This is a genomic window from Kutzneria sp. CA-103260 (assembly GCF_018263855.1).
GTDB lineage: Bacteria > Actinomycetota > Actinomycetes > Mycobacteriales > Pseudonocardiaceae > Kutzneria.
Window position 1 is genome coordinate 7,727,670 of the sequence record NZ_CP073318.1, and the last position, 25,517, is coordinate 7,753,186.

General features: G+C 71.2%; 27 protein-coding genes. 8 read left to right on the top strand and 19 right to left on the bottom strand.

The genetic code is table 11. The annotated features are described in order from the left end of the window. Positions 1-103 precede the first annotated feature (103 nt). A complete protein-coding gene (locus JJ691_RS33805; protein WP_211763624.1) occupies positions 104-871 on the top strand; it encodes an alpha/beta fold hydrolase in 768 nt (255 codons plus the stop codon). Between the two features lie 3 nt (positions 872-874). After that, positions 875-1,216, top strand: coding sequence for an MGMT family protein (locus JJ691_RS33810; protein ID WP_211763625.1), 342 nt, complete (start codon positions 875-877; stop codon positions 1,214-1,216). 86 nt (positions 1,217-1,302) lie between these two features. Here the strand turns inward: JJ691_RS33810 and JJ691_RS33815 are convergent, their stop codons facing one another. The 10 genes from JJ691_RS33815 to JJ691_RS33860 all read right to left on the bottom strand — a co-directional run bounded on the left by JJ691_RS33815 (position 1,303) and on the right by JJ691_RS33860 (position 12,422). Further along, a complete protein-coding gene (locus JJ691_RS33815; RefSeq protein WP_249228306.1) occupies positions 1,303-2,178 on the bottom strand; it encodes an aminoglycoside phosphotransferase family protein in 876 nt (291 codons plus the stop codon). A gap of 101 nt (positions 2,179-2,279) precedes the next feature. Next, entirely contained in the window at positions 2,280-3,269 is a 990-nt protein-coding gene (locus tag JJ691_RS33820) for a pirin family protein (RefSeq protein WP_211763627.1), read from the bottom strand. Positions 3,270-3,294: 25 nt separating this feature from the next. Next, positions 3,295-4,032, bottom strand: a complete 738-nt coding sequence (locus tag JJ691_RS33825) for a sirohydrochlorin chelatase (protein WP_211763628.1) — start codon at positions 4,030-4,032, stop codon at positions 3,295-3,297. Then, positions 4,032-5,144 carry a uroporphyrinogen-III synthase gene (locus JJ691_RS33830; RefSeq protein WP_211763629.1) on the bottom strand — a complete coding sequence of 371 codons (1,113 nt, stop codon included), beginning with the start codon at positions 5,142-5,144 and terminating at the stop codon, positions 4,032-4,034. The genes JJ691_RS33825 and JJ691_RS33830 overlap by 1 nt, the downstream gene beginning before the upstream one ends. After that, a complete protein-coding gene (nirD, locus tag JJ691_RS33835) occupies positions 5,141-5,482 on the bottom strand; it encodes a nitrite reductase small subunit NirD (protein WP_211763630.1) in 342 nt (113 codons plus the stop codon). The genes JJ691_RS33830 and nirD overlap by 4 nt, the downstream gene beginning before the upstream one ends. After that, on the bottom strand, positions 5,479-7,920 hold the full coding sequence (nirB, locus tag JJ691_RS33840) for a nitrite reductase large subunit NirB (protein ID WP_211763631.1): 2,442 nt from the start codon (positions 7,918-7,920) through the stop codon (positions 5,479-5,481). Before nirB ends, nirD begins: the two co-directional genes overlap by 4 nt. A 97-nt stretch (positions 7,921-8,017) precedes the next feature. Continuing rightward, positions 8,018-8,815, bottom strand: a complete 798-nt coding sequence (locus JJ691_RS33845) for a TIGR02569 family protein (protein WP_249227188.1) — start codon at positions 8,813-8,815, stop codon at positions 8,018-8,020. Between the two features lie 153 nt (positions 8,816-8,968). Next, positions 8,969-10,141, bottom strand: coding sequence for an adenylyltransferase/sulfurtransferase MoeZ (gene moeZ, locus JJ691_RS33850; protein ID WP_211763633.1), 1,173 nt, complete (start codon positions 10,139-10,141; stop codon positions 8,969-8,971). An 87-nt stretch (positions 10,142-10,228) separates the two neighbouring features. Then, positions 10,229-11,260 (bottom strand): DUF3152 domain-containing protein, encoded by a 1,032-nt coding sequence (locus tag JJ691_RS33855; RefSeq protein WP_249227189.1) that lies wholly within the window; start codon positions 11,258-11,260, stop codon positions 10,229-10,231. Positions 11,261-11,390: 130 nt separating this feature from the next. After that, positions 11,391-12,422, bottom strand: coding sequence for an alpha/beta fold hydrolase (locus JJ691_RS33860; protein WP_211763635.1), 1,032 nt, complete (start codon positions 12,420-12,422; stop codon positions 11,391-11,393). 160 nt (positions 12,423-12,582) lie between these two features. Here JJ691_RS33860 and JJ691_RS33865 point away from each other — a divergent pair, with 160 nt between their 5' ends. After that, positions 12,583-13,209 carry a TetR/AcrR family transcriptional regulator gene (locus JJ691_RS33865; RefSeq protein WP_211763636.1) on the top strand — a complete coding sequence of 209 codons (627 nt, stop codon included), beginning with the start codon at positions 12,583-12,585 and terminating at the stop codon, positions 13,207-13,209. Between the two features lie 347 nt (positions 13,210-13,556). Here the strand turns inward: JJ691_RS33865 and JJ691_RS33870 are convergent, their stop codons facing one another. Genes JJ691_RS33870 through JJ691_RS33880 form a run of 3 tightly spaced genes read right to left on the bottom strand, consistent with a single transcriptional unit; the run spans position 13,557 to position 16,212 of the window. Continuing rightward, positions 13,557-14,438: an AurF N-oxygenase family protein gene (locus tag JJ691_RS33870; RefSeq protein ID WP_211763637.1), complete on the bottom strand. Its 882-nt coding sequence runs from the start codon at positions 14,436-14,438 to the stop codon at positions 13,557-13,559. Continuing rightward, positions 14,435-15,316 carry an alpha/beta fold hydrolase gene (locus JJ691_RS33875; RefSeq protein WP_249227190.1) on the bottom strand — a complete coding sequence of 294 codons (882 nt, stop codon included), beginning with the start codon at positions 15,314-15,316 and terminating at the stop codon, positions 14,435-14,437. Before JJ691_RS33875 ends, JJ691_RS33870 begins: the two co-directional genes overlap by 4 nt. Continuing rightward, a complete protein-coding gene (locus JJ691_RS33880; protein ID WP_211763639.1) occupies positions 15,313-16,212 on the bottom strand; it encodes an AurF N-oxygenase family protein in 900 nt (299 codons plus the stop codon). The genes JJ691_RS33875 and JJ691_RS33880 overlap by 4 nt, the downstream gene beginning before the upstream one ends. Before the next feature lie 69 nt (positions 16,213-16,281). Here JJ691_RS33880 and JJ691_RS33885 point away from each other — a divergent pair, with 69 nt between their 5' ends. Together JJ691_RS33885 and JJ691_RS33890 are read left to right on the top strand one after the other, a co-directional pair. Further along, on the top strand, positions 16,282-17,040 hold the full coding sequence (locus tag JJ691_RS33885; protein WP_211763640.1) for a TetR/AcrR family transcriptional regulator: 759 nt from the start codon (positions 16,282-16,284) through the stop codon (positions 17,038-17,040). Further along, a complete protein-coding gene (locus JJ691_RS33890; protein WP_211763641.1) occupies positions 17,018-17,332 on the top strand; it encodes a DUF4873 domain-containing protein in 315 nt (104 codons plus the stop codon). The genes JJ691_RS33885 and JJ691_RS33890 overlap by 23 nt, the downstream gene beginning before the upstream one ends. Before the next feature lie 75 nt (positions 17,333-17,407). Here JJ691_RS33890 and JJ691_RS33895 read toward each other — a convergent pair whose 3' ends face one another. Both JJ691_RS33895 and JJ691_RS33900 read right to left on the bottom strand, forming a co-directional pair. After that, on the bottom strand, positions 17,408-17,629 hold the full coding sequence (locus JJ691_RS33895; protein ID WP_211763642.1) for a DUF3107 domain-containing protein: 222 nt from the start codon (positions 17,627-17,629) through the stop codon (positions 17,408-17,410). A 175-nt stretch (positions 17,630-17,804) separates the two neighbouring features. Beyond that, positions 17,805-18,461 carry a ferritin-like fold-containing protein gene (locus JJ691_RS33900; RefSeq protein ID WP_211763643.1) on the bottom strand — a complete coding sequence of 219 codons (657 nt, stop codon included), beginning with the start codon at positions 18,459-18,461 and terminating at the stop codon, positions 17,805-17,807. A 322-nt stretch (positions 18,462-18,783) separates the two neighbouring features. Between JJ691_RS33900 and JJ691_RS33905 the strand changes: the two genes are divergently transcribed. The 3 genes from JJ691_RS33905 to JJ691_RS33915 are packed head-to-tail and all read left to right on the top strand — an operon-like array spanning position 18,784 to position 22,741. After that, positions 18,784-20,415: a DEAD/DEAH box helicase gene (locus JJ691_RS33905; protein ID WP_211771870.1), complete on the top strand. Its 1,632-nt coding sequence runs from the start codon at positions 18,784-18,786 to the stop codon at positions 20,413-20,415. Between the two features lie 5 nt (positions 20,416-20,420). Beyond that, positions 20,421-21,803, top strand: coding sequence for an Rv3212 family protein (locus JJ691_RS33910; RefSeq protein WP_211763644.1), 1,383 nt, complete (start codon positions 20,421-20,423; stop codon positions 21,801-21,803). A 44-nt stretch (positions 21,804-21,847) separates the two neighbouring features. Continuing rightward, positions 21,848-22,741, top strand: a complete 894-nt coding sequence (locus tag JJ691_RS33915) for an alpha/beta fold hydrolase (protein WP_211763645.1) — start codon at positions 21,848-21,850, stop codon at positions 22,739-22,741. Positions 22,742-22,821: 80 nt separating this feature from the next. Here the strand turns inward: JJ691_RS33915 and JJ691_RS33920 are convergent, their stop codons facing one another. Genes JJ691_RS33920 through JJ691_RS33935 form a run of 4 tightly spaced genes read right to left on the bottom strand, consistent with a single transcriptional unit; the run spans position 22,822 to position 25,469 of the window. Then, positions 22,822-23,133 (bottom strand): hypothetical protein, encoded by a 312-nt coding sequence (locus JJ691_RS33920; RefSeq protein WP_211763646.1) that lies wholly within the window; start codon positions 23,131-23,133, stop codon positions 22,822-22,824. Between the two features lie 8 nt (positions 23,134-23,141). Beyond that, on the bottom strand, positions 23,142-23,978 hold the full coding sequence (locus JJ691_RS33925; protein ID WP_442912494.1) for a RecB family exonuclease: 837 nt from the start codon (positions 23,976-23,978) through the stop codon (positions 23,142-23,144). A gap of 16 nt (positions 23,979-23,994) precedes the next feature. Then, positions 23,995-24,612, bottom strand: coding sequence for a MarC family protein (locus tag JJ691_RS33930; RefSeq protein WP_305873774.1), 618 nt, complete (start codon positions 24,610-24,612; stop codon positions 23,995-23,997). Continuing rightward, a complete protein-coding gene (locus JJ691_RS33935; RefSeq protein WP_211763647.1) occupies positions 24,609-25,469 on the bottom strand; it encodes a PHP domain-containing protein in 861 nt (286 codons plus the stop codon). The genes JJ691_RS33930 and JJ691_RS33935 overlap by 4 nt, the downstream gene beginning before the upstream one ends. Positions 25,470-25,517: the final 48 nt, after the last annotated feature.

Genomic DNA, 25,517 nt, shown 5'->3' on the forward strand with positions numbered 1-25,517 from the left:
GCCCCCCGCCGAGCTGGCGGCGGATCGGCGGTGGCCCCGCATCCCCCTTCACGGTGGGAAAAATGGCCCAGTGAAAAAGCACTGCGCGCCGGATAATCCGCCCATGACACTTCACGTCCACGAGTTCGGGCCTGCCGACGGCAGGCCCGTCGTGTTTCTGCACGGGCTGTCCGGCCACGGCGGCCGGTGGCGACTGCTGGCCGAGCGTGAGCTGGCCGATTTCCGTGTGATAGCGCCGGATCTGCGTGGTCATGGGGATTCGACCCGGTTGCCGCCGTGGCACCTCGAACAGCACGCGGCGGACGTGATCGATCTGCTCGACGCCCTGGAGCTGGACCGGGTGCCGCTCGTCGGCCACTCCTACGGCGGCGCGACCGCGTTGCACGTGACCGCTCGGGCCCCTGAACGGGTGGCCCGGCTGGCGCTGCTGGACCCGGCGACCGGGCTCTCCCCGGTGACGTGCGAGGAAATCGCCCTCGAGGAGCTGGTGCCGGACACGTGGCCCGACCTCGACGCCGCGCGGGCCACCTTCGCCGAGACGTGGCACACGACCGAGGGCGTCGACGTCGAGGTGCCGGCCAACTTCGTGCAGATGTCGGACGGCCGGTGGCGTCGGCGGTACTCCACCCCGATGGCCGTGACCGCGTGGAGCGAGATGTCCCGCCGGCCGATGCTGCCGCCACGAGGTACGCGCACACTTCTCGTACCAGCGACGAAGGCGGACTTCGTGGCACCGGAACTGGTGGCCGCGCTGCGGGACCGGCTCGGCGCCGACCTCACCGTGCGCGAGATCGACTGCGGTCACGCCGTGTACCTCGAACGGCCGGCGGAGGTGGGTGCGCTGCTGCGCGGGTTCCTCTGCGAGGCTTGACCGATGGATGCCGAGATCCTCGACCCGGTGATCGTCGAGCAGGTGCGGGCGGTGATCGCCCGCATCCCCGCCGGGCGGGTCGCCACCTACGGCGACGTCGCCGACATCTCCCGGGCCCCGTCCGCGCGGCTGGTCGGCCGGGTGCTGCAGAACGGGCACGACCTGCCGTGGCAGCGGGTGCTGCGGGCCAACGGGACATGCGCCCCGCACCTGGCCGACGAGCAGCTCAGCCTGCTGGAGGCCGAGGGCGTTCCATCCATCGACGGCAAGGTCGACCTGCGGAGGTACCGCTGGGAGGAGGCCGTGCCCGAGCCGCCGGAGGAGCCACAGTTGGGGCTGTTCTAGCCCCCAGCCCCTACTTTTTGCCACATGTGGTCCACATGTGGCGCTGGAAGTCGAATGTGCGCCACATGTGGCAAAAAAGCGGGGTGTCAGGTGCCGGCCAGGGCAAGCAGTTCGTCGATCGCCGACGCCGGGCCGTCGTAAGTGAGGTGTGCAATGGCCAGCATCGGTGCGATCACCTGAGCCCAGGCGAACAGCCGGTCCCCGTCGAGGCCGCACGCCGTCGCCACTCGTTGGCAGCGAGCCTCGACGCCCTCCTGGCCGGCGGCGGCAACGACGTAGTCGACGGCGTCGAAGCATGGATCTCCGATACATGCCTTGGGATCGATCGCGATCAGGCCGCGCGAGGGGCCGCCGTCGAGGGCGTTGCCGAGGTGCAGATCGCCGTGCAGCAGCACGGGCCGAGTCTGGGTGTCCAGCAACGTCTCGCAGCGCCGAATCGCCCGCTGCCACGTGTCCTGGTCGATCCGGGCGGCGATGGCGGGCTCGGACAACCGGCGGCCGATTCGGTCGAATGCTTCCTCGCAGCGCCCACGCAGATCCAACGGCCAGTCCGCCGGCGTCACGGAGTGCAGCGCGGCGAGCAGTTCTCCCCACTGCTGCGGCAAAAACTCCGGCGGCATGTCCTCCGCCTCGGTGCCGGGCCGGATCTCCTCCAGCACCATCGCCCCGGCTTCGGTGTCCGCGGCCAACACCGCCGGCACCCGGCCGGTTGCCGCGAAGAGGGCGAGCATCTCGGCCTGCTTGGCCAACAACTCCCGATCCGGGCTGAACTTGAGCACCGCCAGGGTTCCGTCCGGCCACTGACAACGCATGATGATCGAGGCTGCCCCGCTGGCGAACGGCTCGCCGAGCACGAGCCCCCATCGGGATCCCAGCCGTGCGGCGACGACCGGGATCTCGGCCAGCCAGCCCTCGACCTGGGACCCGAACCTGCTCGTCAGCCGGACGGCGACATCTTCCATGTCCACCGAGCCAGCTAACCCAGGTTCTGCCACATGCGCTTCCCATTTGCGCCCTGATGCCACACGAAGAGCGCGCATGTGGCAGATTTTCGCCCGAGGGGTCAGAGGTCGGTGTCGGCGGCGCTGCGGTGGGCCAGGTGCTGGGGTTGCACGGTGGCCAGCCGTCCGGCCTGGAAGTCGTCCATGGCCTGGTAGATCTCTTCCTTGGTGTTCATCACGAACGGGCCGTAGCGGGCGACGGGCTCGCGGATGGGGCGGCCGCCGAGCACGAGGACGTCCATGGCGTTGGCGGCGGCCGAGGGCTGGGTGTCGGCGGCGCGGAGGGTGACGGCCTCGCCGTAGCCGAAGTCGGCCAGCTGGCCCTCCTCGATGGGCCGGCCCTCGCGGCCGACGGTGCCGCGGCCGGACAGGACGTAGACCATGGCGTTGAAGTTGGTGGGCCAGCGCATGTCCAGCTGCGCGCCGGCGGCAACGGTGGCGTGCAGGTAGATGATCGGCGTGTACGTGTCACCGGGGCCCTGGTGACCGTCGAGGTCGCCGGCGATGACCCGAACCAGCGCCCCACCGTCGGCGGACGACACGAGGGCGGCGTCGCGAGCGCCGATGTCCTGGTAGCGCGGCGGAGTCCACTTGGCGGCACGCGGGAGGTTGACCCACAGCTGCACGCCGTGGAACAGCCCGCCCTTGGTGACGAGCTCCTGGGACGGCAGCTCGCTGTGCAGAACACCGGCCCCGGCGGTCATCCACTGGGTGCCGCCGTCGGTGATGACGCCGCCGCCACCGGTGGAGTCCTCGTGCTCGAAGACGCCGTCGATCATGTAGGTGACGGTTTCGAAGCCGCGGTGCGGATGCCACGGCGCGCCTTTGGCCTCGCCGGGCCCGTATTCGACGGCGCCCATGTGGTCGAGCAGCAGGAACGGGTCCGCCAGCGGCATCTCGGCGCTGGGGAACGGCCGGCGGACCTGGAAGCCCTCGCCCTCCAGGAACTTGCCGGCGGTGACCACCTTCAGCACGGGCCGCCACTCGATGGCGGCGGCGGGCAGCTCGGGCAGCCGCGGCAGGGTGAGCGTGTCGGCGGTGACGGCGGGCATGGCGGGCCTCCTCGACGGATTGTGCCTACTGTCCCACCAACATGGTTGAGAGGTCAACTATTCCGGCGGCCAGGGCGCGCCGCACGACCAGGTCGACCAGGCGGGGATGCGCGCCGATGGGCTCGGACACCAGGTCCGCCCCCATGTCGGCGAGCCGCTGGTGGAAGAGGCCAGGGGCGAGCAGCCAGGAAGCGATGGCGACGCGACCGGACCCAGAGGCCGGACAAGCGTCGGAGACCAGGCAGCGGTCGGCGGCCGAGCTGGCTGCAACCGCCTCGGGCACTGAGGGCTGGGCCGAGGTGATGAACCCGACCTGTACGTCCGACCGGATCAGCACCGACAGCCGGCGAGCGGCCTGGTGCACGTCGGCCACGGCCCGGGCATCCGATGAGCCGGCGGCGGCCAGCACCACGCCGTCCCCATGCTCCCACCCGGCGGCGACAAGACGGTCGTACACGGCGTCAAGCACCAGGTCAGACGGCCCCAGGGCCGGCGTGACGACCACCGAAGAACACCCGGACGCCAGGATCTGCTCCGGCACATCCACCCGAACGTGGTAGCCGGCGGCCAGAAAAGCCGGCACGACCACCGCCGGCCCATCTACCGATCGCAACACCTCGGTCAACGACGGCGAGCGGACATCGACGTAGGCCACGGAGACCGGGATCCCGGGCAACCGCAGCCGGACGGCGGCGGCGATCTCCTCGACGACAACGGCGCCGGCCGGATCACGGGTGCCGTGGGCGGCCAGCACCAGGGTCATCAGGCCTCCAGGGCCAGCCGGTAACCACGCTTGACCACGGTCTGCACCAGCTTGGGCTGCCCCAGGGCGGTGCGCAGCCGGCCGATAGCGGTCTCGACAGCGTGCTCCTGCACGGGCGTGGAATCCCGCTGCAACACTGACATCAGCCGCTGCCGGGACACGACATGCCCGGGCTGCTCGGCCAGGGCCCGCAGCACGGCCATCGGCGCGGGGGCGATGGGCCGCAGGTCGCCGTCGACGACAACGGCCTGGCCCCGCATCTGGACCTCGGTGCTGGCGAACTGGATCCGCCGCGCCCGGGCCGGCAGTTCCACGGCCAGCGCCCGGGCCAGGGACCCGATCCGGGCCCGTTCCGGAATGACACACGGCACGCCGTAGGGCTGGAACGGACCGGCGCAGATCTTGCCCACGCAGGCGACGAGAATGTCCTCGCGCAGTGCGGAAACCACGGCCTCACGCCGGCCGGTGGCCTTGGCCCGGGCCAAGGTCGACGCGACGGCGGGGGCGCTGGTGAAGACCAGGGCGTCGACCTGACGTCCGACGATGGCGTCCAGCAGGCGGTCCAACGGATTGGTGTCGGCGGGCGCGGTCCAGCGGTAGACGGAGACCTCGGTGACGTCGGCCCCGGCGTCCTTCAGCGCGTTGACGAAGTCGGGCAGCGGCTCACCGTGCAGCTGCACGGCGACGCGCTTGCCGGCGACACCCCGTTCCAGCAGGTATTCGAGCAGCTCGGCATTGCTTTCGGACTCCGGAGCCCAGGCCTCGCTCAGCCCCGCCGCCCGCACCGCGCCACGCACCTTCGGCCCCCGGGCCAGCACCTCGGCCTCGCCCAGGTGCTTGATCAGGTCGTCGCCCAGGCCCCATCCGTCGGCGGCCTCGATCCAGCCCCGGAAGCCGATGGCCGTGGTGACCACGACGACGTCCACCGGCCGGGCCATCAGCTGCTCGGTGCTGGCCCGCAGCTGGGCGTCGTCCAGCAGCGGCACGATCCGGATCGCCGGCGCGTGCTGCACGGCCGCGCCGCGCCGGACCAGCAGCGCGGCGAGCTCGTCGGCCCGTCGCGCGGCGGTGAGGCCCACGGTGTAGCCGGCGAGCGGGTCGACCTCAGTCACGGTGAGCCCACCCGGACGTAGCCGTCCCACACGTCGACCGGGTACGTCGCCACCGCGACCCCGGCGTCGTCCACGCAGCGGCCGGTGGCCAGCTCGAAGGCCTGCTTGTAGACGGGCGACACGACAACCGGCACGCCGCCACGGTCGCCGACGATGCCCCGGGAGAGGACGGCGGCGCAGCTGAACGGGTCATGGTTGGACAATACGTGTAGTCCGTCCTCGGTGCGGAACACCGCGACCTGATCGCCGCCGGGCAGCAGGGCCGCGACCCCTCGGCCGGGCAACAGGTCCGTGTAGCGGCACACGGTGGTCCAGGTGCGTTCCTGTACGGCGGTCATCGGGCCATCACCTCCGGAATTCCCAGCTGAACGGGGACACGCTGGCCGCGCTCCTCGCGGAAGGAGATCGTCGGGTCGGGGACGCCGGGCGCGTTCACGAACGAGCTGAAGCGCGCCAGCTTCACCGGGTCCTCCAGCACGCCGCGCCACTCGTCGGCGTAGTCGCGCACGTGCGCGTGCATCGCCGCCTCCAGGTCGGCGGCGATGCCCAGGCTGTCGTGCACGATCACGTCCCGCAGGTGGTCGAGGCCGCCCTCCATGGCCTCGATCCACGCCGAGGTGCGCTGCAAGCGGTCCGCGGTGCGCACGTAGAACATCAGGAACCGGTCGATGGTCCTGACCAGCATCTCGGTGTCCACATCGGACACCAGCAGGTCGGCGTGCCGGGGCGTGAAGCCGCCGTTGCCGCCCACGTACAGGTTCCAGCCCTGCTCGGTGGCGATCACGCCGAAGTCCTTGCTCCGGGCCTCCGCGCACTCGCGGGCGCAGCCGGAGACGCCGGCCTTGAGCTTGTGCGGCGAGCGCAGGCCCCGGTAGCGCAGCTCCAGCTCGATGGCCAGGCCGACCGAGTCCTGCACGCCGTAGCGGCACCACGTGCTGCCGACGCAGGACTTGACCGTGCGCAGGGCCTTTCCGTACGCGTGGCCGGACTCGAAGCCGGCGTCCACCAGCCGCCGCCAGATCAGCGGCAGCTGGTCCACGGTCGCGCCGAACAGGTCGATGCGCTGGCCGCCGGTGATCTTCGTGTACAGCCCGAAGTCCTGGGCCACCTCGGCGATCACCATCAGCTTCTGCGGGGTGATCTCGCCGCCGGGGATGCGCGGCACCACCGAGTAGGTGCCGTTGCGCTGGAGGTTGGCCAGGAAGTGGTCGTTGGTGTCCTGCAGGGTCGCCTGCTCGCCCTCCAGCACGTGCCCGCTGTTCAGGGAGGCCAGGATGGAGGCCACGGACGGTTTGCACAGGTCGCAGCCGGCGCCGCGGCCGTGTTCGGCGATCAGCGCGCTGAACGTGCGGATGCCGGTGGCGCGGATGATCTCGAACAGCTCGGCCCGGGACTGGCTGAAGTGCTCGCACAGCGCCTTGGACTGCTCGACGCCGCAGCTGGTGAGCAACTGCTTGAGCGTCGGCACGCAGGATCCGCAGCCGGTGCCGGCCTTGGTGCACGCCTTGAGTGACGGCACGTCGGCGCACCCGGTCCCGATGGCCTCGACGATGGCCGCCTTCGTGACACCGTGGCAGGAGCAGACCTGGGCGTCGTCGGGCAGCGCCATGTTGGTGGCGGCGGCCGGGGCGATCAGCGAACCGGGGTCGTCGGGCAGCGGCCGGCCGACGAAGGCCCGCAGCGTCGCGTAGGCGCTGGCGTCGCCGACGAGGACGCCGCCGAGCAGCGTCCTGGCGTCGTCGGAGACCACGATCTTCTTGTACGAGCCGGAGACCGGGTCGTTGTGCACCACTTCGAGGGCGCCGGGCGAGGTCGCGTGGGCGTCGCCGAAGCTGGCCACGTCGACGCCGAGAAGCTTGAGCTTGGTCGAGGTGTCCGCGGTGCGGAATTTCTTGTCGCCGCCCAGGAGCCGGTCGGCGACCACCTCGGCCATCGCGTAACCGGGGGCGACCAGGCCGTACACGCGACCGCCGACGCAGGCGCATTCCCCGATGGCGTAGATGGATTCGTCGGACGTGCGGCACCCGTCGTCGACGACAATGCCGCCGCGCTCGCCGACCTCCAGCCCGAACGTGCGGGCGAGATCGTCGCGGGGTCGCACACCGGCGGAGAAAACCACGATGTCGGCGGGAAGTTCGCTGCCGTCGGAGAGCACCACCCGGTCGTCCTCGACCCCGGACACCGATACTCCACAGTGGACATCCAGGCCGAGTCGGAGGATCTCGCGGCGCAGCAGCGCACCGCCGCCCTCGTCGACCTGCAACGGCATCAGCCGCGGCGCCAGCTCGACCACCTGCGGCCGAACTCCCATGAGCCGTAAGGCATTCGCCGCTTCGAGGCCGAGCAGGCCGCCGCCGATCACCACACCGCTGGCACCGCCGTGGGCCCGAATCGCGTCCAGGTCGTCGATCGTGCGGTAGACGAAGCAGTGCGCGCGGTCATGCCCAGAGACCGGGGGCACGAACGGGTAGGAGCCGGTGGCCAGCACCAGGGCGTCGTAGTCCTGCACGAAGCCCTGCGCGGTGACGACTTTCCGGGCCGCGCGGTCGATCTCCACGACCTTGTCGCCCAGCCGGGTCTCCACGTCCACCGGCGGCAGGCTGAGCTTGTCGGCGTCCCAGCCGTCCACGTACGAGGACAGTGCCACCCGGTCGTAGGCCGGACGCGGCTCCTCGGCCAGCACGACGACGCGCCAGTCGCCGCCGCGCTCGGTCAGCGTGCGCACGAGGTGGTGGCCCACCATCCCGTTGCCGATCACGACCAGTGTCCGCGTCATGCGGCCAATGCTGGGCAGAAACCGTGACCCCGCCGGGTCACCCGGGTTGCCTGCGGGTTACGTGGTGCTCCCACCGCAGGTCAGAAACTGGTGCGCGTCAGACGATGTCGAGAATCTGGGTGGTGGCCCGCTCCAGGCCACGCAGCGACTGCGAGGTCGAGCGCGGGTGCAGAGCGTGCACGGCCAGCCGGAACAGCAGCGCCCGGACCAGCGCCTGCGGCCACTCGGCCAGGTGCGCCCAGCGCTTGAGGATGCCCTGGTCGGCCCCGCCCCAGGCCAGCGCGTCCACCACGATCACCGCCGCCGCCCACTCCGGCGGCCGCCAGAACGGCGCGAAGTCGATCAGCACCGGCGGCGCGGTGCCGGCGAACAACACGTTGCCGAACAGGTCACCGTGCACCACCTGGGACTTCAGCCCGATCGGCACCCGGGACGGGGCCACCAGCTCGAACAGCCGGCCACCCTTGTCGTGGTCGAGCTCCACCAGCTCCTCGCCCCAGGCGGCGCGGTCGGCGGTGGCGAAGACGTCCTTGCGGGCGTCCAGGAACCGCGGCCGCGGCAGCGTGTCGGTGGCCCCGTGCAGGCGGACCGACACCGCGACGACCTCGTCGTGCTTGGGCTCGGCCCGGCCGGACAGGTAGCGGGTGGCGGACCAGCCGCCGACGACCCAGCGGCCGTCCGTCGAGCGCAGGGGGCGGCCCAGCCGCAGGTTGTCCACGGTCAGCCCGTCCAGCGTCTGCGCCACCCAGGCCGCCTCCGCCGGGTTGGGCGCCGGCCGGATCGCCGCTTCGCCGCAGCGCCAGACCGGACCGCCGTCGATCAGCTCCGGCTCCACGCCCCTCGCGCCGAAAGCCGCGCACACATGTGGCGGCGGAGGCTGCAGGGAGGTCGTCACAGCCCGCGACGCTACCTTGCCGCGCCGCGAAAAGGGGGGACCGCCACCAGGTGTCTTCAACGCAGTGAAGGGACCATTCCTGACGTTGAACGAGAGGAATGCCCCCTTCCTGACATCCAACGCGTCAGGGAGGGGCATTCCTCTCGACTACTGTCAGTAGGTGGGCAGGCTGGGGTCGACCTCGCGGGCCCACGCCAGCACACCGCCGCCGACGTGCACGGCGTCGGAGAAACCGGCCTGGTGCAGGGCCGCCAGGGCCTCCGCGGACCGGGCGCCGGACTTGCAGTGCAGCACCAGCGGCTTGTCCTGCGGCAGCTCGGAGAACGCCTCGCCGGACAGGATCCGGTCCTTGGGGATCAGCACCGAGCCCGGGATCTTGACGATCTCGTACTCGTGCGGCTCCCGCACGTCCACCAGCAGGAAGTCCTCACCCGCGTCGATCTTCTGCTTGAGCTCCAGCGGGGTGATGGTGTGGCCGGCCGCGGCGGACCGGGCGTCGTCGGAGACGACGCCGCAGAACGCCTCGTAGTCGATCAGCTCGGTGATCGGCTTGGCCTCCGGATCCTTGCGGATCTTGATGGTCCGGTAGGTCATCTCCAGCGCGTCGTACACCATCAGCCGACCCAGCAGGGTCTCGCCGATGCCGGTGATCAGCTTGATCGCCTCGGTCACCATGATCGAGCCGATGGACGCGCAGAGCACGCCCAGCACGCCGCCCTCGGCACAGGAGGGGACCATGCCGGGAGGCGGCGCCTCCGGGTAGAGGTCCCGGTAGTTGAGGCCCTGGCCGTTCGGCGCGTCGTCCCAGAACACGCTGGCCTGGCCCTCGAACCGGAAGATCGAGCCCCACACGTACGGCTTGCCCAGCAGCACGGCGGCGTCGTTGACCAGGTACCGGGTGGCGAAGTTGTCCGTGCCGTCCAGGATCAGGTCGTAGTCCCGGAACACGTCCAGCACGTTGTCCGCTTCCAGGCGCAGCTGGTGCAGGTTCACCTTGACGAACGGGTTGATCTCGGCGATCGAGTCGCGGGCCGACTCGGCCTTGGGCCGCCCGACGTCGGACTGCCCGTGGATCACCTGTCGCTGCAGGTTGGACTCGTCGACGACGTCGAACTCCACGATGCCCAGCGTGCCGACCCCGGCCGCGGCCAGGTACAGCAGCGCCGGGCTGCCGAGGCCGCCGGCGCCGACCACCAGCACCTTGGCGTTCTTCAGCCGCTTCTGCCCGTCCACCCCGACATCCGGGATGATCAGGTGGCGGCTGTAGCGCTCGACCTCTTGTTTGGTCAGCTCCGCGGCTGGCTCAACGAGCGGCGGAAGCGGCATCTGCTCCTCCTCGACGCAGGGGGAATTCATCCTGCCCCCACTTCAACGTCCAGCCTGCCCCACTGTCTTCCCCATGGGAAAGTCGTCTCACTGGTTGGACTGGCCGCCCGGTGAGCCCTGCGGATTGGGCCAGGCGTTGGGTCGGCACACCTTGCCGTCCTTGGTCACCGCGGTCCGGTTGTACGGGTCGGCCTGGTTGAGCTGCCACACGTAGTCGTCGGACACGCCGAAGGTCTGCTGCATCATCACCGGGGCCAGTCCGCCCTCGGTGGAGCAGCCCACGTGCGGGTTGTTGAACACGTGGCCGACCTCGTGGTTGATGGCGTACTCGCGGTACAGGCCGATGTCGCCGTTGAAGGCCAGCGCGCCTCGGATCCAGCGGGACAGGTTGATCACGACCCGCTTGTAGGTCGGGTTCCAGCAGGACGCCTCGTACTGGATCTGGTAGCCGCACATGTCCGGCCGGTGGTCGGTGTTGGGCGTGGTCAGGCTGACCACGAAGTCGGGGTTGTGGAACTCCGGCCCGACCCGCTGCAGCGAGATCGAGCCGCCGCCGATCCAGCTGCGCGGATCGGACAGGATGTTCTCCACGGTCTTGGCGAACGCGTCGTCACCGCCGTAGGCGGAGGCGTCGATGCCGTCCTCGACGGCGATCGCGTAGTGATAGAGCTTCGGCCCGCTGCCGACCTTCGAGCCGCTGCCCGGCACCAGGTGCCAGGTGCCGGCGCCGGCCTGCGGGAACGAGTCGCCCTGGGGCAGCACGGCGGTGCCCGTCTTCGGGTCCACCGGCACAGCCGAGTTCTCGGTGGCCACCGGCGGGCCCGAGGTGGCGGCGGGGTTCTGCGCGGCCAGGCCGTCGATGCCGCCGCCGTTCGTGTCGGACGAGGGCGTGCGGGCGACGTTGAACACGACCAGGGCCGTCACCACGACCAGCACCGGCAGGGCGTAGACCCGCCAGCCGTAGGTGGCGGCGAAGCCCTTCACGCCCTTGCGGGGCTTGCCGCGGCCGGGCTCGGGCTTGTCCTCCTTGCCCTCCGGACGCCACGACGCGGCCAGCGGCTGGGCCGCGGTGCGGCGGCCGCCGCTGCGGTAGCGCTCCTCCGGGGGACGACGGGTCACGGCCGGACGGATAGGCGAGACCTTGCTCGGCGTGGGCTTCGCGGGGCTGCCCTCGCCACGGCCTTCCTCAGTCGTCCGGGTCACCGACTCAGAGTGCCACATCCGTGACTGGGCGCCACGCAGGCGGGGCTCACCACTGGGCTCGGTCCACGGCCTCCCACATGCCCAGAACGGCCCGCGCGACCGTGACCGGACGCTCGATCTGGGCGCAGTGCCCGACCCGGGGCAGCACCAGCAGCCGACCGCGTTGCAGCAGCTGAGCGGTTCGCGGGGCCTTGCGCACGCTGACCAGGCGGTCTTGCGCGCCCCACACCACCAGCGAGGGGGCCGTGACCTTCGGCACCACCCGCCACATCGACCTGTGGGCGGGGGCCAACCAAGATCGAATCAACCCGATCGTGGTGGCCGCGAGGGCCGACCGGTAGTACGGCAGGCCGTTGCGCTCGATCGTCTCGCGAACGCCCTGGTCCACCCGGTGGTCCGGGACGACCGAGGGCTGGGCGAAGCACAGCCGCAGGATCTGCAGCGACTGCTCGCGCGGCGTCATCGAGGCCAGCCGGCGGCGCACCCGGTCACCGATGACCGGCACGAAGGCCAGCGGCATCATCGGGTTCGCGCAGCGCCGCAGGTCGGGGCGCAGATCCGGCACGGCCGGGGAGATCAGTGTGAGCGAGCGCACCAGGTCCGGCCGCTGCGCGGCGACCGCCAGCGAGACCGCACCGCCGAGCGAGTTGCCGAACAAGTGAACCGGCTCGTCCAGGCCGTCCAGGAAGCGCAACACCGTGTCGGCGTGCGCGCCCATGCTGAAGTCATAGCCGTCCGGCGGCGGCGTGCGGCCGAATCCCGGCAGGTCGAGCGCGAGGCCGTCGACCCTGGCCGACAGCTGGCCGGCGAAGTCCGTCCAGTTTGTCGAGGAGCCGCCCAGGCCGTGCACGAAGACCGCCTTCGGTGCGTCCGGGCTGGGCCCCGGCGTGCGACGGACATGCAGCGTCACGCCGCCGGAGGTCATCATCTCGCCCGGCCAGGGCGGGATCGTCAGATCGAGCGGGGGCAGCGCCGCCGTGGAGAGGGGCACGCTGGTCAGCGACTGCGTCCGCGGGCGCGCGGGCAGGGTCAGCGGGATGCCGGCTCCGAGTGGCGCGGCCGCGGATACGGTCGTCATACCCCAATGATGCCTCCTGTTCACCTCGGGAGCGAAGTTCCGACACCTTCCGTACATGTGCAGACCTAGGGAAGTCACCACAGGCCGCTACCGACGAGTAAGGTTTGTTGACCCGGCCGATCTGACTCGATCAGGGTGGGCGACGCTGGCGGGAGGCGAGATGACGGAGACGGCACAACAGGGCATCGGGCGAGGAGTGCGGCTGCCCAGGTCGGCACGACGCGCCCAGCTGCTGGCCGCCGCGCAGGACGTGTTCGTGGCAAACGGTTACCACGCCGCCGCCATGGACGAGATCGCCGAGCGGGCCGGCGTCAGCAAGCCCGTGCTGTACCAGCACTTCCCCGGCAAGCTCGAGCTCTACCTCGCGCTGCTGGAGAGCCATGTCGACGCCCTGGTCGCCTCGGTCCGCCAGGCCATGGAGTCCACCACCGACAACAAGCAGCGCGTGGTGGCCGCGGTCAGCGCCTTCTACGACTTCGTCGACAACGAGGGCCAGGCCTACCGCATGGTCTTCGAGTCCGACCTGCGCGGCGAGCCCGCCGTCCAGCAGGCCATCGAGCGCGCCACCTCGGCCAGCGTCGACGCCATCACCGAGACCATCATGGCCGACGCCGCCCTCGACCGGGACCGCGCGCGCCTGCTCGCCGTCGGCCTCACCGGCCTGAGCCAGGTCACCGCCCGCTTCTGGCTCGACACCGACCGCCGGGTCTCCAAGGAAGACGCCGTCGCCCTGATCTCGACGCTGGCCTGGCGCGGCATCGGCGGCGGCTTCCCCCTCCAGCACTGAGTCTTTGGCGACGCCTCCGGCGTCGCGGCTCGGCCCCCGGGTAGCCGATGCCTCGCCCAGGGCGAAGCATCGGCGGGGCCTCGCACTCTTCGGGGGTTGTCGGCCGGCTCACAACGTTCTGCCGGCCGGCCACTGGAGACGTGGCGTCACTTCGCACACAGCGCCGCCAAGCCTTTGACCCGCACCCAACCGGCGAAGGCCCCCTCCAGCACCGAAAACAGCCCCCGCCCTATCCCAAGGGGGGCTGGCCCAGGCCTCCAGGATACCGGGACAGGCCCGATGGTGATCTTGGAGAAAGGGTGCCTGTGGATAGGGCGAGGGGCTGTGGACAAGCGATGATCCGCTGGTCAGACCAGGGCTACGGCCTGCCAGATCTTGCGGCTGGAACCGCCGATGAGGTTGTTCTCCCCCAGGAATGAGGTGAGCTTGGAGCCGGCCCAGCGGAGGGTGTCCCGGTAGTGGGGATTGGCCCACGCGACGCGGCGGGCTTCGTACGGGTCGAGGCCGACGGCCCGGTAAACCCGCGGGTGGATCAGGGATCGAGTGACGATGAAGGCGGTCCGGGCGAGCATGGCGCGGTGGTAGGAGAGGCCCACCCGCGACAATCCCGGCGTGCCGCGGAGAACCTCCTCGCGGGCGTAGCGAACGTGGCGGGCCTCCTCGATGACGTGGATGCGGTTGACCATCCGCACGAGGGGCTGCACAGAGGGGTCGGCCATGGACTCCCGCTGCAGGGCGTCGGTGATCTCCTCGGCGACGAGGATGCCGGCGAACATCGAGGGGCCGAAGGCGATGGACTTGAACAGCCGCCCGAGGCGAAGGCCGGTCTGGCCGGGACCGTAGGCGGGGCAGTCGACCTTCTCGATGAGACGGGCGAACATCACGGAGTGGCGGCACTCGTCGGCGACCTCGGTGAGGGCGTACTGGGTGTGCCGGGTCAGCGGGTCGGAGTTGTAGGAGTGCCGGACGAGCAGCTCCATGAGGATGACCTCGAACCAGATGCCGACCGAAGCGATGCTGGCCAGCTCGTGGCGGGTGAGATCGATGCGCTGCTGCTCGGAAAGCCTGTCCCACAACGGAGTCCCGTACAGGGAGCTGCGGTGGGCCGGCAGGAAGTACTTGTCGGGCAACAGGTCGGCGGCCCAGTCGATGTCGACGTCGGGGTCGTAGGAGTTGCGGGCGGACGAGTTGAGCAGGCGCTCGGCGGTCCGCTCACGGTCGGCGATCACGCGAGTCCTCCGATCCGGGCGGTGACTTCCAGCCCGCGTTCGAACGGCAGCATGTGGCCGGCGCCGGGATAGATCACCAGCTCCGAGTCGGGCAGCTCGGCGGCGATCAGCCGTGAGTGACCGGCGGGAGTGAGGCGGTCGGCGCCGCCGGCCAGGACGACGGTGGGGATGTCCCGGAACGCAGCCAGGGCGGCGCGGCGTTCGTGGTCACGGAGCGAGGCCCGGAAACCGACCATCGAAGCGGGATGGACCCGGGCGACCTGCTCGGCCGCGGCGGCGACGTCCTCCCGCCGGGGCCGGGGACCGAACAGCAGCCAGCGCAGCCCGGGCTCGGCCAGCCGGGGCTTGGCCAGCAGGGACCGGTGCTCCAGCTTGGCCAGCTTCGAGTTCACGAGGCGTTCGCCGCGCATGACGACCCGCGCCACTGGCCCCGGCAGACCGAGGCTCAGCGAGTCCAAGCCGCCGGAAGAGGTTGCCACGAAGGCGGCGCCGGTAACGCGGGACGCGATCAGGTCGGGGTTTCGTTCCGCCAGCGCCATCATGGTCATGCCGCCGATGGAGTGCCCGGCGAGCACGACGCGACCGGTCGGCACGCGGTCCACGATCAGCTCGGCCAGGTCGTCGGCGAGCTGGGCGATGGTGGCGGTGCCGGTCACCGCGGGCGCCGAGCCGCCGTGCCCGCGGTGGTCGAAGCGCAGCACCCGGACGGTCCGCGACAGGGTCGCGGCCACGCGGTCCCACGAGGTGTGGTCGAGGGTCCAGGCGTGCACTAGGACAACAGTGGTCGAGACGTCCGCCGGACCCTCGTCGACCACGTGCAGCGCGGTGCCGTCAGAGGTGACGAACCGGCTGCGCGCGGCCACGTCCCAGGGCGTCACCGAACGAGGAAGGACTTGCGCCACAACGACATCCCCGGGTTGCCGACGAGACCCACCTCGTCGAGGAAGCTCATGATCCGCTCACCGGCCCAGTGGATGGTGTCGCGGTAGTGCGGGTTGTGCAGCGCCGCCTGCTCGCCGACCTTGGGATCGATGCCCACGGCGGCGTAGACCCGCGGGTTGATGATGCTGCGGCAGATGAAAAAGCCCACCAGTGCGGTCAGCTCCCGTTGGTACATCAGCTCGGTGCGGCCCATCTTCGCCATGCCCCGCACCACTTCCTCGCGGGCGAACCGGACGTGCCGGGCCTCCTCGAGGACGTGGATCCGGTTGACCATGCGCACCAGCGGCTGCACCGACTCGTCCTGCATGGCCTCGCGCTGCATGCGGTCGAGGATCTCCTCGGCCACCAGGATGGAGCCGTACATGGCCGGCCCGTAGCCGATGGTCGGCAGCAGCTTGCCCAGCTGGTGCACGTAACGCTTCGGCCCGTAGGCCGGGCAGCCGACCCGCTCCACCATGCGGGCGAACATCGTCGAGTGGCGGCACTCGTCAGCGACCTCGGTGAGGGCGTACTGTGCGTGCCGCGTCGTGGGATCGGCGTTGTAGACGGCCTTGACCAGCATCTGCATCAGCAGCACCTCGAACCACAGCCCGACGCTGGCCACGCTGGCCACCTCGTGCTTGGTCAGCTCGATGCGCTGCTGCTCGGTGAGGCCGTCCCACAGCTCCGTGCCGTAGAGCGAGCTGCGGTGGGCCGGGATGTAGTACTTGTCCTCGGCCAGCGGCGCCGCCCAGTCGATGTCCACCTCGGGGTCGTAGAACTTGTCGGCCGAGGAGTTGAGCAGCCGTTCGGCGGTCTTCTCCCGGTCGGCGACCTTCAACGATCGAGCCATCGCTCCTCCGCCCAGACCAGTTCGATTAGTGTTACCGGAAGTAACGGTAACTCTGGTAGCGTGGGTCACATGGGTCGAGCTGTCAAGAGGTCTCCGGACGGCGGGGACGCACGCCGCGAGCGGTGGCGGGCACACCGCGAGGCCAGGCGCGAGGAATTCGTGGACGCCACCATCCGGGCGCTGACCAAGCACGGCCCCGAGGTCGGCATGGACGAGATCGCGGCCGAGGCCGGCGTGACCAAGCCGGTGCTCTACCGGCACTTCGCCGACAAGTCCGACCTGTACCTGGCCGTCGGCCAGCGGGGCACCGACCTGCTGATGAACCGGCTCAAGCCGGCCCTGGTCGACGAGGGCACGCCGTACGAGCGGATCTACCGCGCGGTCGACTCCTACCTGGCCACCATCGAGGAGTTCCCCGAGCTCTACCACTTCGTGGTCCGGCGCTCGTTCACCGACAAGCCGGTCGAGACCGACATCGCCACCGAGGACAAGCGGATCATCGCCAACACCCTCGCCCGGCTGCTCGGCGACTACCTGCGGGCCTTCGACATGGACTCCGGCGGCGCCGAGCCCTGGGCGCACGCGGCCGTCGGCATGGTGCAGAGCGCCGGCGACTGGTGGCTGGAGCGGCAGTCGATGACCCGGCAGAGCCTGAGCGACTACCTCACCAAGATCATCTGGTTCGCGGTGGACGGCCTGCTGCGCTCCGGCGGCATCGTCGTCGACCCGCAGATGCCGCTGAGCCTGGACCCGAGCCCGCCGCTGCGCCTGGTGCAGCCCGACACACCACAGGGAGACAAGGGCGATGACCGACGAGCACGGGGATGAGGGCTACACCGGCGACGCGGTGTTGGTCGACGGTGAGCAGCAGGTCAAGGTGCGTGCCGTGCTTCGCGGCTACTTCCAGCCGATCGACGGCCGCTACCACTGGTACGGCCGGCTCGACGCCGACCAGGCGGTGACCGACCTGGTCGAGGGCGGCCGCAAGGAACTGCTGCTGCGCACCCCGGAGGGCGAGGCCACGGCCACGCTGTCCGACCCGGACCCGTGGCAGCGCTACCGGGTCACCGGCACGTCCAGGCCGCCGTTCGCGGTGGAGGCCGTGCCGGCCCACGACTGAGCCGACAAGACCTGGGCCAGGACGCGACAACGGCCCGGTCGGCGGTTGCCGACCGGGCCGTTCGCTGCGGTCGCCTTAGGCGAAGCCGACCTTGCGCGCGTCGGACGCGCCGATCTCGACGTAGGAGATCCGCGCCGACGGGATGACGAAGCGGCGGCCCTTGTCGTCGGCCAGCGTCAGCACCGACTGCTTACCGTCCAGCGCCTCGGCGACGAGCGCCTCGACCGCCTCCGGCGACAGGTCGCTGTTGACGAGGAGCTCCCGAGGGCTCTCGACGACGCCGATCTTGATCTCCACGCTGACCTCCGGATCCGTGCAATTCTCGATGTCAAGGCTAGTAGAGCCGGTGACACCCCCGCGGCACCGACCCATCAGCCCACGGCGAACACCCCGCGAGTCCCGCTCTCAGGCAACTGAATGTCGAGTTCCGGAACTCGACACATGGCTGCTCGAGAGCGGGACTCGCGGGGGTTCAGCCCAGGCCTAGGGCGGACATGCGCTTGGTGTGGGACTGCTGCAGACGCTTGAACAGGGCGCCGATGCCGGCCAGGTCGCCGGAGCCGCGGATGATCAGCTCGGCCAGCGCGTCCCGCTCGGCGGCGACGTGCTGGGCCTGGGTCAGGGCCTCGCCGAGCAGCCGCCGGCCCCACAGGGTGAGCCGGTCGCGGACCTTGCGGTCGGCCTCGCAGGCGGCCTTGACCTCACGCTCGGCGAAGGCCGAGTGCCCGGTGTCGGCCAGCACCTCCAGCACCAGCTTCTGGGTCGGCTCGTCCAGCCAGCCGGCCACCTCCCGGTAGAAGTCGGCGGCCAGGCCGTCGCCGACGTAGGCCTTGACCAGTGATTCGTGCCACGACCGGGGCGCGGTGGACGCGTTGAACGCGTCGAAGGCGGCCGCGAACGGCTGCATCGCGTCGGCGACGGCCACGCCGTGCTCCCCCAGGTACCGCTCCAGCAGCTGGTAGTGGCCGATCTCCGCGGCCGCCATGCTGGACAACGCCGCCCGCCCCGGAAGTGTCGGCGCGCTGCGGGCGTCCTCGGCCAGCCGATCGAACGCCGACAGCTCGCCGTAGGCCAACACCCCCAACAGATCCGCGACGCCGTCAGCCAGAACCTCGTCCGCCTCGCTCATATCCGCAGAGCGTAGCCGCCGCGGGACGAGCCAAAACCACGTCCGGGCAGGTAGACTCCCGCCCTGACGCCTGGTAATGGCGGCGGCGCGACCTGGGATGACCCCACGAGTCCCACTGCCGACCGGGCTGACCGAGCACGGCGGTGAGACAGAGCCGCCATGTGGACAGGGTGCGCGCACGACAACCTCGTCGGCCCTCCCGCGACCCGCCGGGCGAGACACAACGCCCGGGGCGTGGTCGAGCGGCCCAGCCAGGCCGGTGCGCGCTGGTACGAGAGAGGCGATCACTCTGACCGTCAGCAACAACACCCGGCTGGACCCGGTGACGCTGGAGCACAGCGAGGCCGGCCTGCCCGAGGTCGACACGTCCCATCCGCTCACCGCCGGCGCGCCCGTGCGCACCGAGGCGCCGACCTTCGCCGAGCTGGGCGTGCGCGAGGAGATCGTGCGCGCGCTGGCCGAGGCCGGCATCGAACGAACGTTCGCAATCCAGGAGCTTACCCTGCCGATCGCGCTCGCCGGTGACGACGTCATCGGCCAGGCGCGCACCGGCACCGGCAAGACCCTGGGCTTCGGCGTGCCGCTGCTCCAGCGCATCGTCACGCCGGCCGACGGCGTGCCGCAGGCGCTGGTCGTGGTGCCGACCCGCGAGCTGTGCCTACAGGTCACGCACGACATCACCGACGCCGGCAAGCACCTGGGCATCCGGGTCGAGGCCATCTACGGCGGCCGCCCGTACGAGCCGCAGATCGCCGCCCTGCGCAAGGGCGTCGACGTGGTCGTCGGCACGCCCGGCCGGCTGCTGGACCTGGCCGAGCAGCGCCACCTGGTGCTGGGCAAGGTCCGCAACCTGGTGCTGGACGAGGCCGACGAGATGCTCGACCTGGGCTTCCTGCCCGACATCGAGCGCATCCTGCGCATGGTGCCCGAGCAGCGGCAGACCATGCTGTTCTCGGCCACGATGCCCGGCCCGATCATCAACCTGGCCCGCACCTTCCTCACCCAGCCCACCCACATCCGGGCCGAGGAGAACGACGCCGGCGCGGTGCACGAGCGCACCAAGCAGTTTGTCTACCGGGCGCACTCGCTGGACAAGGGCGAGCTGCTGGCCCGCGCGCTGCAGGCCCGCGAGCGCGGCCTGACGATGATCTTCACCAAGACCAAGCGCACCGCGCAGAAGATCTCCGACGAGCTGGCCGAGCGCGGCTTCGCGGCCGCCGCCGTGCACGGCGACCTGGGCCAGGGCGCGCGCGAGCAGGCGCTGCGGGCGTTCCGCTCGGGCAAGGTGGACGTGCTGGTCGCCACCGACGTCGCCGCCCGCGGCATCGACGTCGAAGGTGTGACGCACGTCATCAACTACCAGTGCCCCGAGGACGAGAAGACCTACGTGCACCGGATCGGCCGCACCGGCCGGGCCGGCCGCGAGGGCGTGGCCGTCACCCTGGTCGACTGGGACGAGGAGCCGCGCTGGAAGTCCATCTCGGACGCGCTGGGCCTGAACATCCCGGAGCCGGTGGAGACCTACTCGACCTCCGCGCACCTGTTCACCGACCTCGACGTGCCCGAGGACGCGACCGGCCGGCTGCCGCTGAGCCAGCGCACCCGGGCCGGGCTGTCGGCCGAGGTCGAGGAGGACCTGTCCGGCGGCAAGAAGACCCGCAACCGCCGCCGCGCCGGCCGCGGTGGCGCGTCCCGCCCGGCCGGCCAGGGCCAGGCCGCGGCTGACGGCGAGGAGACCGCCGAGACCAAGCCGCGCCGCAAGCGCGCGCGTACCCGCAGCCGCGGCGGTGTGGTGCAGGGCGAGGCCGCGCCGGCCGACGAGCCGCAGGCCAGCACCGACGACGCGGCCAAGTCGGACCGGCCGCGCCGGGTGCGCCGCCGCCGTCGTTCGGGCGCCGACGTGGCCGCCGGCGAGCAGGCCAACACGGGCGACACGGAGCGTTCGGCAGACTAGGGCCCGTGGAGAGCCCCGAGGAGAGCGCCCCCGTGGCCGCCGAGGTCGAGGAAGACGTGCTCGACGAGTCCGCCGAGCACGTCCCGCCACCGGCGCCCGCGGGCCCGCGCACGCGGTTCCGGCGCAAGCGCGACTACGCCGTGGTCGTGCTGATCGTGCTGCTCGTCGCCGGCGGTGCCACCCTGTGGTGGCGCAGCTCCGACGCGGCCGCGACGGTGTCGGAGACCGGCTCGACCAACGTCACCGTGCCGCCGAAGCCAGGCGCCGTGCCGGCCGAGTTCAAGCAGCTGTGGCAGGCGCTGAGCGGGTCCACGCCCGACCCGGTGGTGGTCGGCCCGACCGCGGTCACCGGCGACAAGCACACCGTGACCGGGCACGACCCGGTGACCGGCGCGGTCCGGTGGAGCTACGACCGCACCAACCTCGACCTGTGCACGGTGTCCGCGGCCTGGGGCAAGGCGATGGCCGTCTACCGCAAGACGCACAACTGCAGCGAAGTCACCGAACTGGACGCGGTCACCGGCAAGCGCGGCGCGCAGCGCAACGGCGACGCCGAGCTGAACACCCAGCTGATGTCCGACGGCACATTCGTCTCCACCAGCGGCAGCAAGCTGGTCGACACCTGGCGGTCCGACCTGGTGCAGACCCAGCAGTACGGCACCGTGACCGCGCAGGTGAACCACGACAAGCAGCCGCGGCTGAACTGCGTGTACAGCTCGGAGCTGGCCGGCCCGAACCTGCTGGGCGTGCTGGAGCGCTGCCCCGACGAGCAGTTCAACCGGTTCACCGTGCTGCGGCCGGGCGGCACCGAGAGCGACGCCGAGAAGCCGAACGTGCTGTTCAGCGTGCAGGTGCCGGGCGACGGCGGCCGTATCGTGGCGCTCACCGACCAGCGTGAGGCGGTGGCGCTGCCCAACCCGAGCCGGCTGGTGATCTGGAACAACACCGGCTCCCAGGTGGAGACCGTGCCGCTGAACGGCGTCGACCTGTCGGCCACGCCCAACACGATGGTCCAGCCGACCGTCATGTTCACCTGCATCCAGCAGCCGCAGCCGGCCACCGACTGCGAGCCGAACAGCTGGACCACCACCAACAGCATCGGGGCACGGGTCGTCACCTGGTTCACGGGCACCAAGACCGTGGCGCTGTCCGGGTCCACACTGGAGCCGATGTGGACGGTGGACGGCGCGTTCGGCCCGGGCACGGTGTACGCGGACAAACTGCTGATTCCGGTGCCGGGTGGGCTGGCCGTGTTGGACCCGGCCACTGGGGTGCGCGGCCCGGACGTGAAGGTGGACCGCAAGGGCTACCAGGGGCAGGTGCGGCTGACCACGCTCGGCGACGTGCTCTTCGAGCAGCGTGGCGACACTCTCGTCGCGATGCGCTGATCCGGTACTACACGCTACGTGCAGCGTGCGGCAGACTTCGAGTCATGACCGCCGTGCCGCCGTCCCCGCTGACCCCCAATCGCGCCGGCCGGGTTGACCTGCCCGGCCGCTACGGTTCGATCGCCGCGCTGCGGGCCCCCGCCGCCGGTACGGATCTGGGCGCGACGGCGCTGCTGGTGCCCGGCTACACCGGCTCCAAGGAGGACTTCGCGCCGCTGGTCGACCCGATCGCCGACGCCGGCGTCGAGGTGCTGGCCATCGACCTGCCCGGCCAGTACGAGTCGCCGGGGCCGGACCAGGAGGCGGCCTACCGGCCGGCGGCGCTGGGCACGGTGCTGGCCGACCTGGTCGCCAAGATCGCCGCCGACGGCCGCCGGGTGCTGCTGCTCGGCCACTCCTACGGCGGGTTGGTGGTGCGGGCCGCCGTGCTGGCCCATGCCCCGGTCACCGGCCTGACGCTGATGGACTCGGGGCCGGCGGAGCTGCCGCCGGGCGACCGCCGCAGCGCTCTGGACACCGGCGAGGCCGTATTGCGCGAGCACGGGGTGGAGGCCGCGCACCAGGTGCTGGAGTCGCGGGCCGCGGAGGATCCGGGCTGGGCCGAGGTGCCGGTCGAGCTGAAGGAGTTCAAGCGCAAGCGTTTCCTGCGCTCCACCGCCGCCGGGCTGCTCGGCATGGCCGACGGCCTGCGCTACGAGCCAGACCTGGTGACCAAGCTGGCCGCCGCGCTGCGCACCGGCGGCGCGTCGGCGCTGGTGATCTGCGGTGAGCAGGACGACGCGTGGTCGGTGGCCTCGCAGCGGGACATGGCCGACCGCCTCGACGCCGACTTCGCCGTGGTCACCGGGGCCAAGCACTCCCCCAACACGGAGAACCCGGACGGCCTGCTCGGCACCCTGCTGCCCACCTGGCGCGCCTGGCTCGCCGACGCGCTCTGACCCCAAGTCAACGCTGTGAAGGGGGCATTCCTGGCGTTGAACGCCAGGAATGCCCCCTTCCGAACGTCAAAACCGGGGTATCAGGACCACCAGAACAGCCACAGCGTCGCGGCGGCGTCGAGCAGGACGGCCAGGCAGGCCAGGGCGGACACGACGCCGGCGCGGCGGTCGGCGGCGCGTTGCAGCAGCACGGCGATCACGGCGGCCACCGCGTGCCCGGCGACGGCCGGCCAGCCGAGGCCGGGATATCCCTGTAACTGGAAGAAGATTTGCGACGCCAGCACGGCCAGCAGCAGGATCACCACACACGCGGCGACCGCGCCGCTGGCGCCGCGCAGCACGCTGCGGCGAGGTGTCGTCCGGGGCTCGGGCTCGGTCATCGTCTTGGTCACGTCACCTCCTACGGCGCGAGCATCGACCATGGCTCAAGGTCCTCGGCGACCGCCGAGCCCTCCGGGCAGCTGCGCCGGAAGTCGCACCAGGAGCACTGCCGGCCGGGCGCCGGCGGGAACAGGATGTCGGGATCGCCGCCCGCGGCCAACGTGTCGCCGGCCACCGTGAGTTCGTCGGCGCTCTCCTCGGCGCGGGCGACGTGCCGGGCGAGCGAGTCGTCGGTGTGCTCCCATGCTGCCACCGACCGCGTCGGCAGATGGTGAAGCTCGACCCGGTGGCACTGCTTGCGCAGCGTGCGACGGGCCGCGATCGCATACAGGGCAAGGGCTTGTGAGCCGCGGGCGTCGTCGGTGGTCAGCGCGTGCCGGCCGGTCTTGTAGTCGACGATGACCAGTTCGCCTTCCCGGACGTCAATCCGGTCGACCCGGCCCTCGGCGATGATTCGCCCGGCCGGCGCGGAAACCCAGCGCTCCAGGCCGATCGGGTCGGCGCTGACGTCGGTGTCCTCGACGTACTGCGACACCCATTGCCTTGCCCGGTCCCGGTATTCGGCCTGCTGGTCGATGTCGCGGAAGCCGTCGCCCTTCCAGTTGCGGGTGACCATGGCCGCGGCCTGCTCGGGTGTTCGCCGTACCACGGGCAGGTCGAAGAAGGCCCGCAGGGCGTTGTGCACCACCGCGCCCAGCGTGTTGTGGGCCCAGCCGCCGGCCCGCGGCGGGGTGGGCCGGTCCAGGTAGGCCATCCGGTAGCGGCGTCGGCAGTCCGTCCAGGTGGCGAGCTTGGCGGGCGTGACGCGCACCAGTTTGGGCGGCATGCTCTCGAACAGTCCGAGCTGATCTGGCACCGACCCACCGTAGCGGTCAGGCCGCGCCCGAGATGAACCCCTTCACCGAGTCGGCCACCAGCTGCACGGCGATGGCCGCCAGCAGCAGACCGGCGATCTTGGCGACCAGCACGATGCCGCTGTCCTTGATCAGGCGGATGAGCAGGCTGGAGTAGCGCAGCACCAGGTAGTTGATCAGGTGCACGGTCAGGATGGCCGCCGCGAGGGCCAGGTAGCTGGCGGCCTGCCCGTCGGCCTGCCGCACGAACACGATGGTCGCCGCGATCGCGCCCGGGCCGGCCAGCAGCGGCGTGCCCAGCGGGACCAGCGCGATGTTGACGTCCTCGACGGCCTCGGGCTCGGTGGCGCCCTTGCCGGTCAACAGGTCCAGCGCGATCAGCAACAGCAGCAACCCGCCCGCACCCTGCAGGGCCGGGATGCCGATGCCGAGGTAGGACAGGATGGCCTCGCCGCCGATGGCGAACAGCGAGATCACCGCCAGCGACACCAGCACGCCCTGCCGGGCCGCCTTGTTGCGGGCCTCCCGGCTGCGCCGGCCGACCAGGCTCAGGAACACCGGGATGTTGCCCGGCGGGTCCATGATCACGGTCAGCGTGATGGTGGCGGTCAGGTAGAGGCCCAGGTTGAAGATCACCCGACGACCACCGGCGCGCCGCTGGCCTTGTCGACCAGCGCGTCCAGCATCTCCGGGGCGGTCGTCTCCTGGCCGAGCCGCACGGTCTTGTTGGTGCCGTGGTAGTCGCTGGACCCGGTGACCAGCAGCGACAGATCGGCGGCCAGGGCCCGCAACTGCTGCCGGGTCGGCTCGTCGTGGTCGGGGTGGTCGACCTCCACCCCGGACAGGCCCCGGTCGGCCAGATCGGCGATCACCGAGGCGGTCACGATCGGGCCCCGGCGACGGGCGAACGGGTGGGCCAGCACCGTCACGCCGCCGGCGTCGGCGATCATGTCGATCGCCGTCCCGACCGGGGTGTCCGTACGCGGCACGTGGTAGCTGCTGCCGGTGCCCAGGTACTTGGCGAACGCCTCGTCCACGGACCGCACGGCGCCGCCCCGCATCAGCGCCTGGGCCAGGTGTGGCCGGCCGCCGGGCGAGTCGGCCGGCAGCCGGTCCATCACGTCGTCGGGGTCCACCGGGAAGCCGTCGGCGGCCATCCGCTCGGCCATCCGCCGCAGCCGCAGCCGGCGCTCCGCCCGCAGCCGGCTCTGCTCGGCCTTCAGCGCCGGCGACTCCGGATCGAACAGGTAGGCCAGCAGGTGCACGGTGCAGGTGCCGCCGAGGCCGTCCGGGGACTCGCAGGACAGCTCCGCGCCCGGGATCAGCCGCATGCCCGCCGGCACCGCCGCCGACGCCTCCGCCCAGCCGGCCGAGGTGTCGTGGTCGGTGATGGCCACGACGTCGAGGCCGGCCGCCGCGGCGGCCGCCATCAGCTCAGCGGGAGAGTCGGTTCCGTCGGAGCAGGCAGTGTGGGCATGCAGGTCGATGGGCACGGTCTCAGCTTGCCTCAGAGGCCCGGCAACCACGAAATATCCGGCGGT

Coding starts and splice junctions, on each gene's coding strand:
- JJ691_RS33900 (WP_211763643.1), bottom strand. CDS start 18,461: ATGAGCGAGGCGGACGAGGTTCTGGCTGACGGCGTCGCGGATCTGTTG.
- JJ691_RS33890 (WP_211763641.1), top strand. CDS start 17,018: ATGACCGACGAGCACGGGGATGAGGGCTACACCGGCGACGCGGTGTTG.
- JJ691_RS33805 (WP_211763624.1), top strand. CDS start 104: ATGACACTTCACGTCCACGAGTTCGGGCCTGCCGACGGCAGGCCCGTC.
- JJ691_RS33860 (WP_211763635.1), bottom strand. CDS start 12,422: ATGACGACCGTATCCGCGGCCGCGCCACTCGGAGCCGGCATCCCGCTG.
- moeZ (WP_211763633.1), bottom strand. CDS start 10,141: ATGCCGCTTCCGCCGCTCGTTGAGCCAGCCGCGGAGCTGACCAAACAA.
- nirB (WP_211763631.1), bottom strand. CDS start 7,920: ATGACGCGGACACTGGTCGTGATCGGCAACGGGATGGTGGGCCACCAC.
- JJ691_RS33885 (WP_211763640.1), top strand. CDS start 16,282: ATGGGTCGAGCTGTCAAGAGGTCTCCGGACGGCGGGGACGCACGCCGC.
- JJ691_RS33915 (WP_211763645.1), top strand. CDS start 21,848: ATGACCGCCGTGCCGCCGTCCCCGCTGACCCCCAATCGCGCCGGCCGG.
- JJ691_RS33820 (WP_211763627.1), bottom strand. CDS start 3,269: ATGCCCGCCGTCACCGCCGACACGCTCACCCTGCCGCGGCTGCCCGAG.
- JJ691_RS33865 (WP_211763636.1), top strand. CDS start 12,583: ATGACGGAGACGGCACAACAGGGCATCGGGCGAGGAGTGCGGCTGCCC.
- JJ691_RS33810 (WP_211763625.1), top strand. CDS start 875: ATGGATGCCGAGATCCTCGACCCGGTGATCGTCGAGCAGGTGCGGGCG.
- nirD (WP_211763630.1), bottom strand. CDS start 5,482: ATGACCGCCGTACAGGAACGCACCTGGACCACCGTGTGCCGCTACACG.
- JJ691_RS33880 (WP_211763639.1), bottom strand. CDS start 16,212: ATGGCTCGATCGTTGAAGGTCGCCGACCGGGAGAAGACCGCCGAACGG.
- JJ691_RS33815 (WP_249228306.1), bottom strand. CDS start 2,178: ATGGAAGATGTCGCCGTCCGGCTGACGAGCAGGTTCGGGTCCCAGGTC.
- JJ691_RS33825 (WP_211763628.1), bottom strand. CDS start 4,032: ATGACCCTGGTGCTGGCCGCCCACGGCACCCGTGATCCGGCCGGCGCC.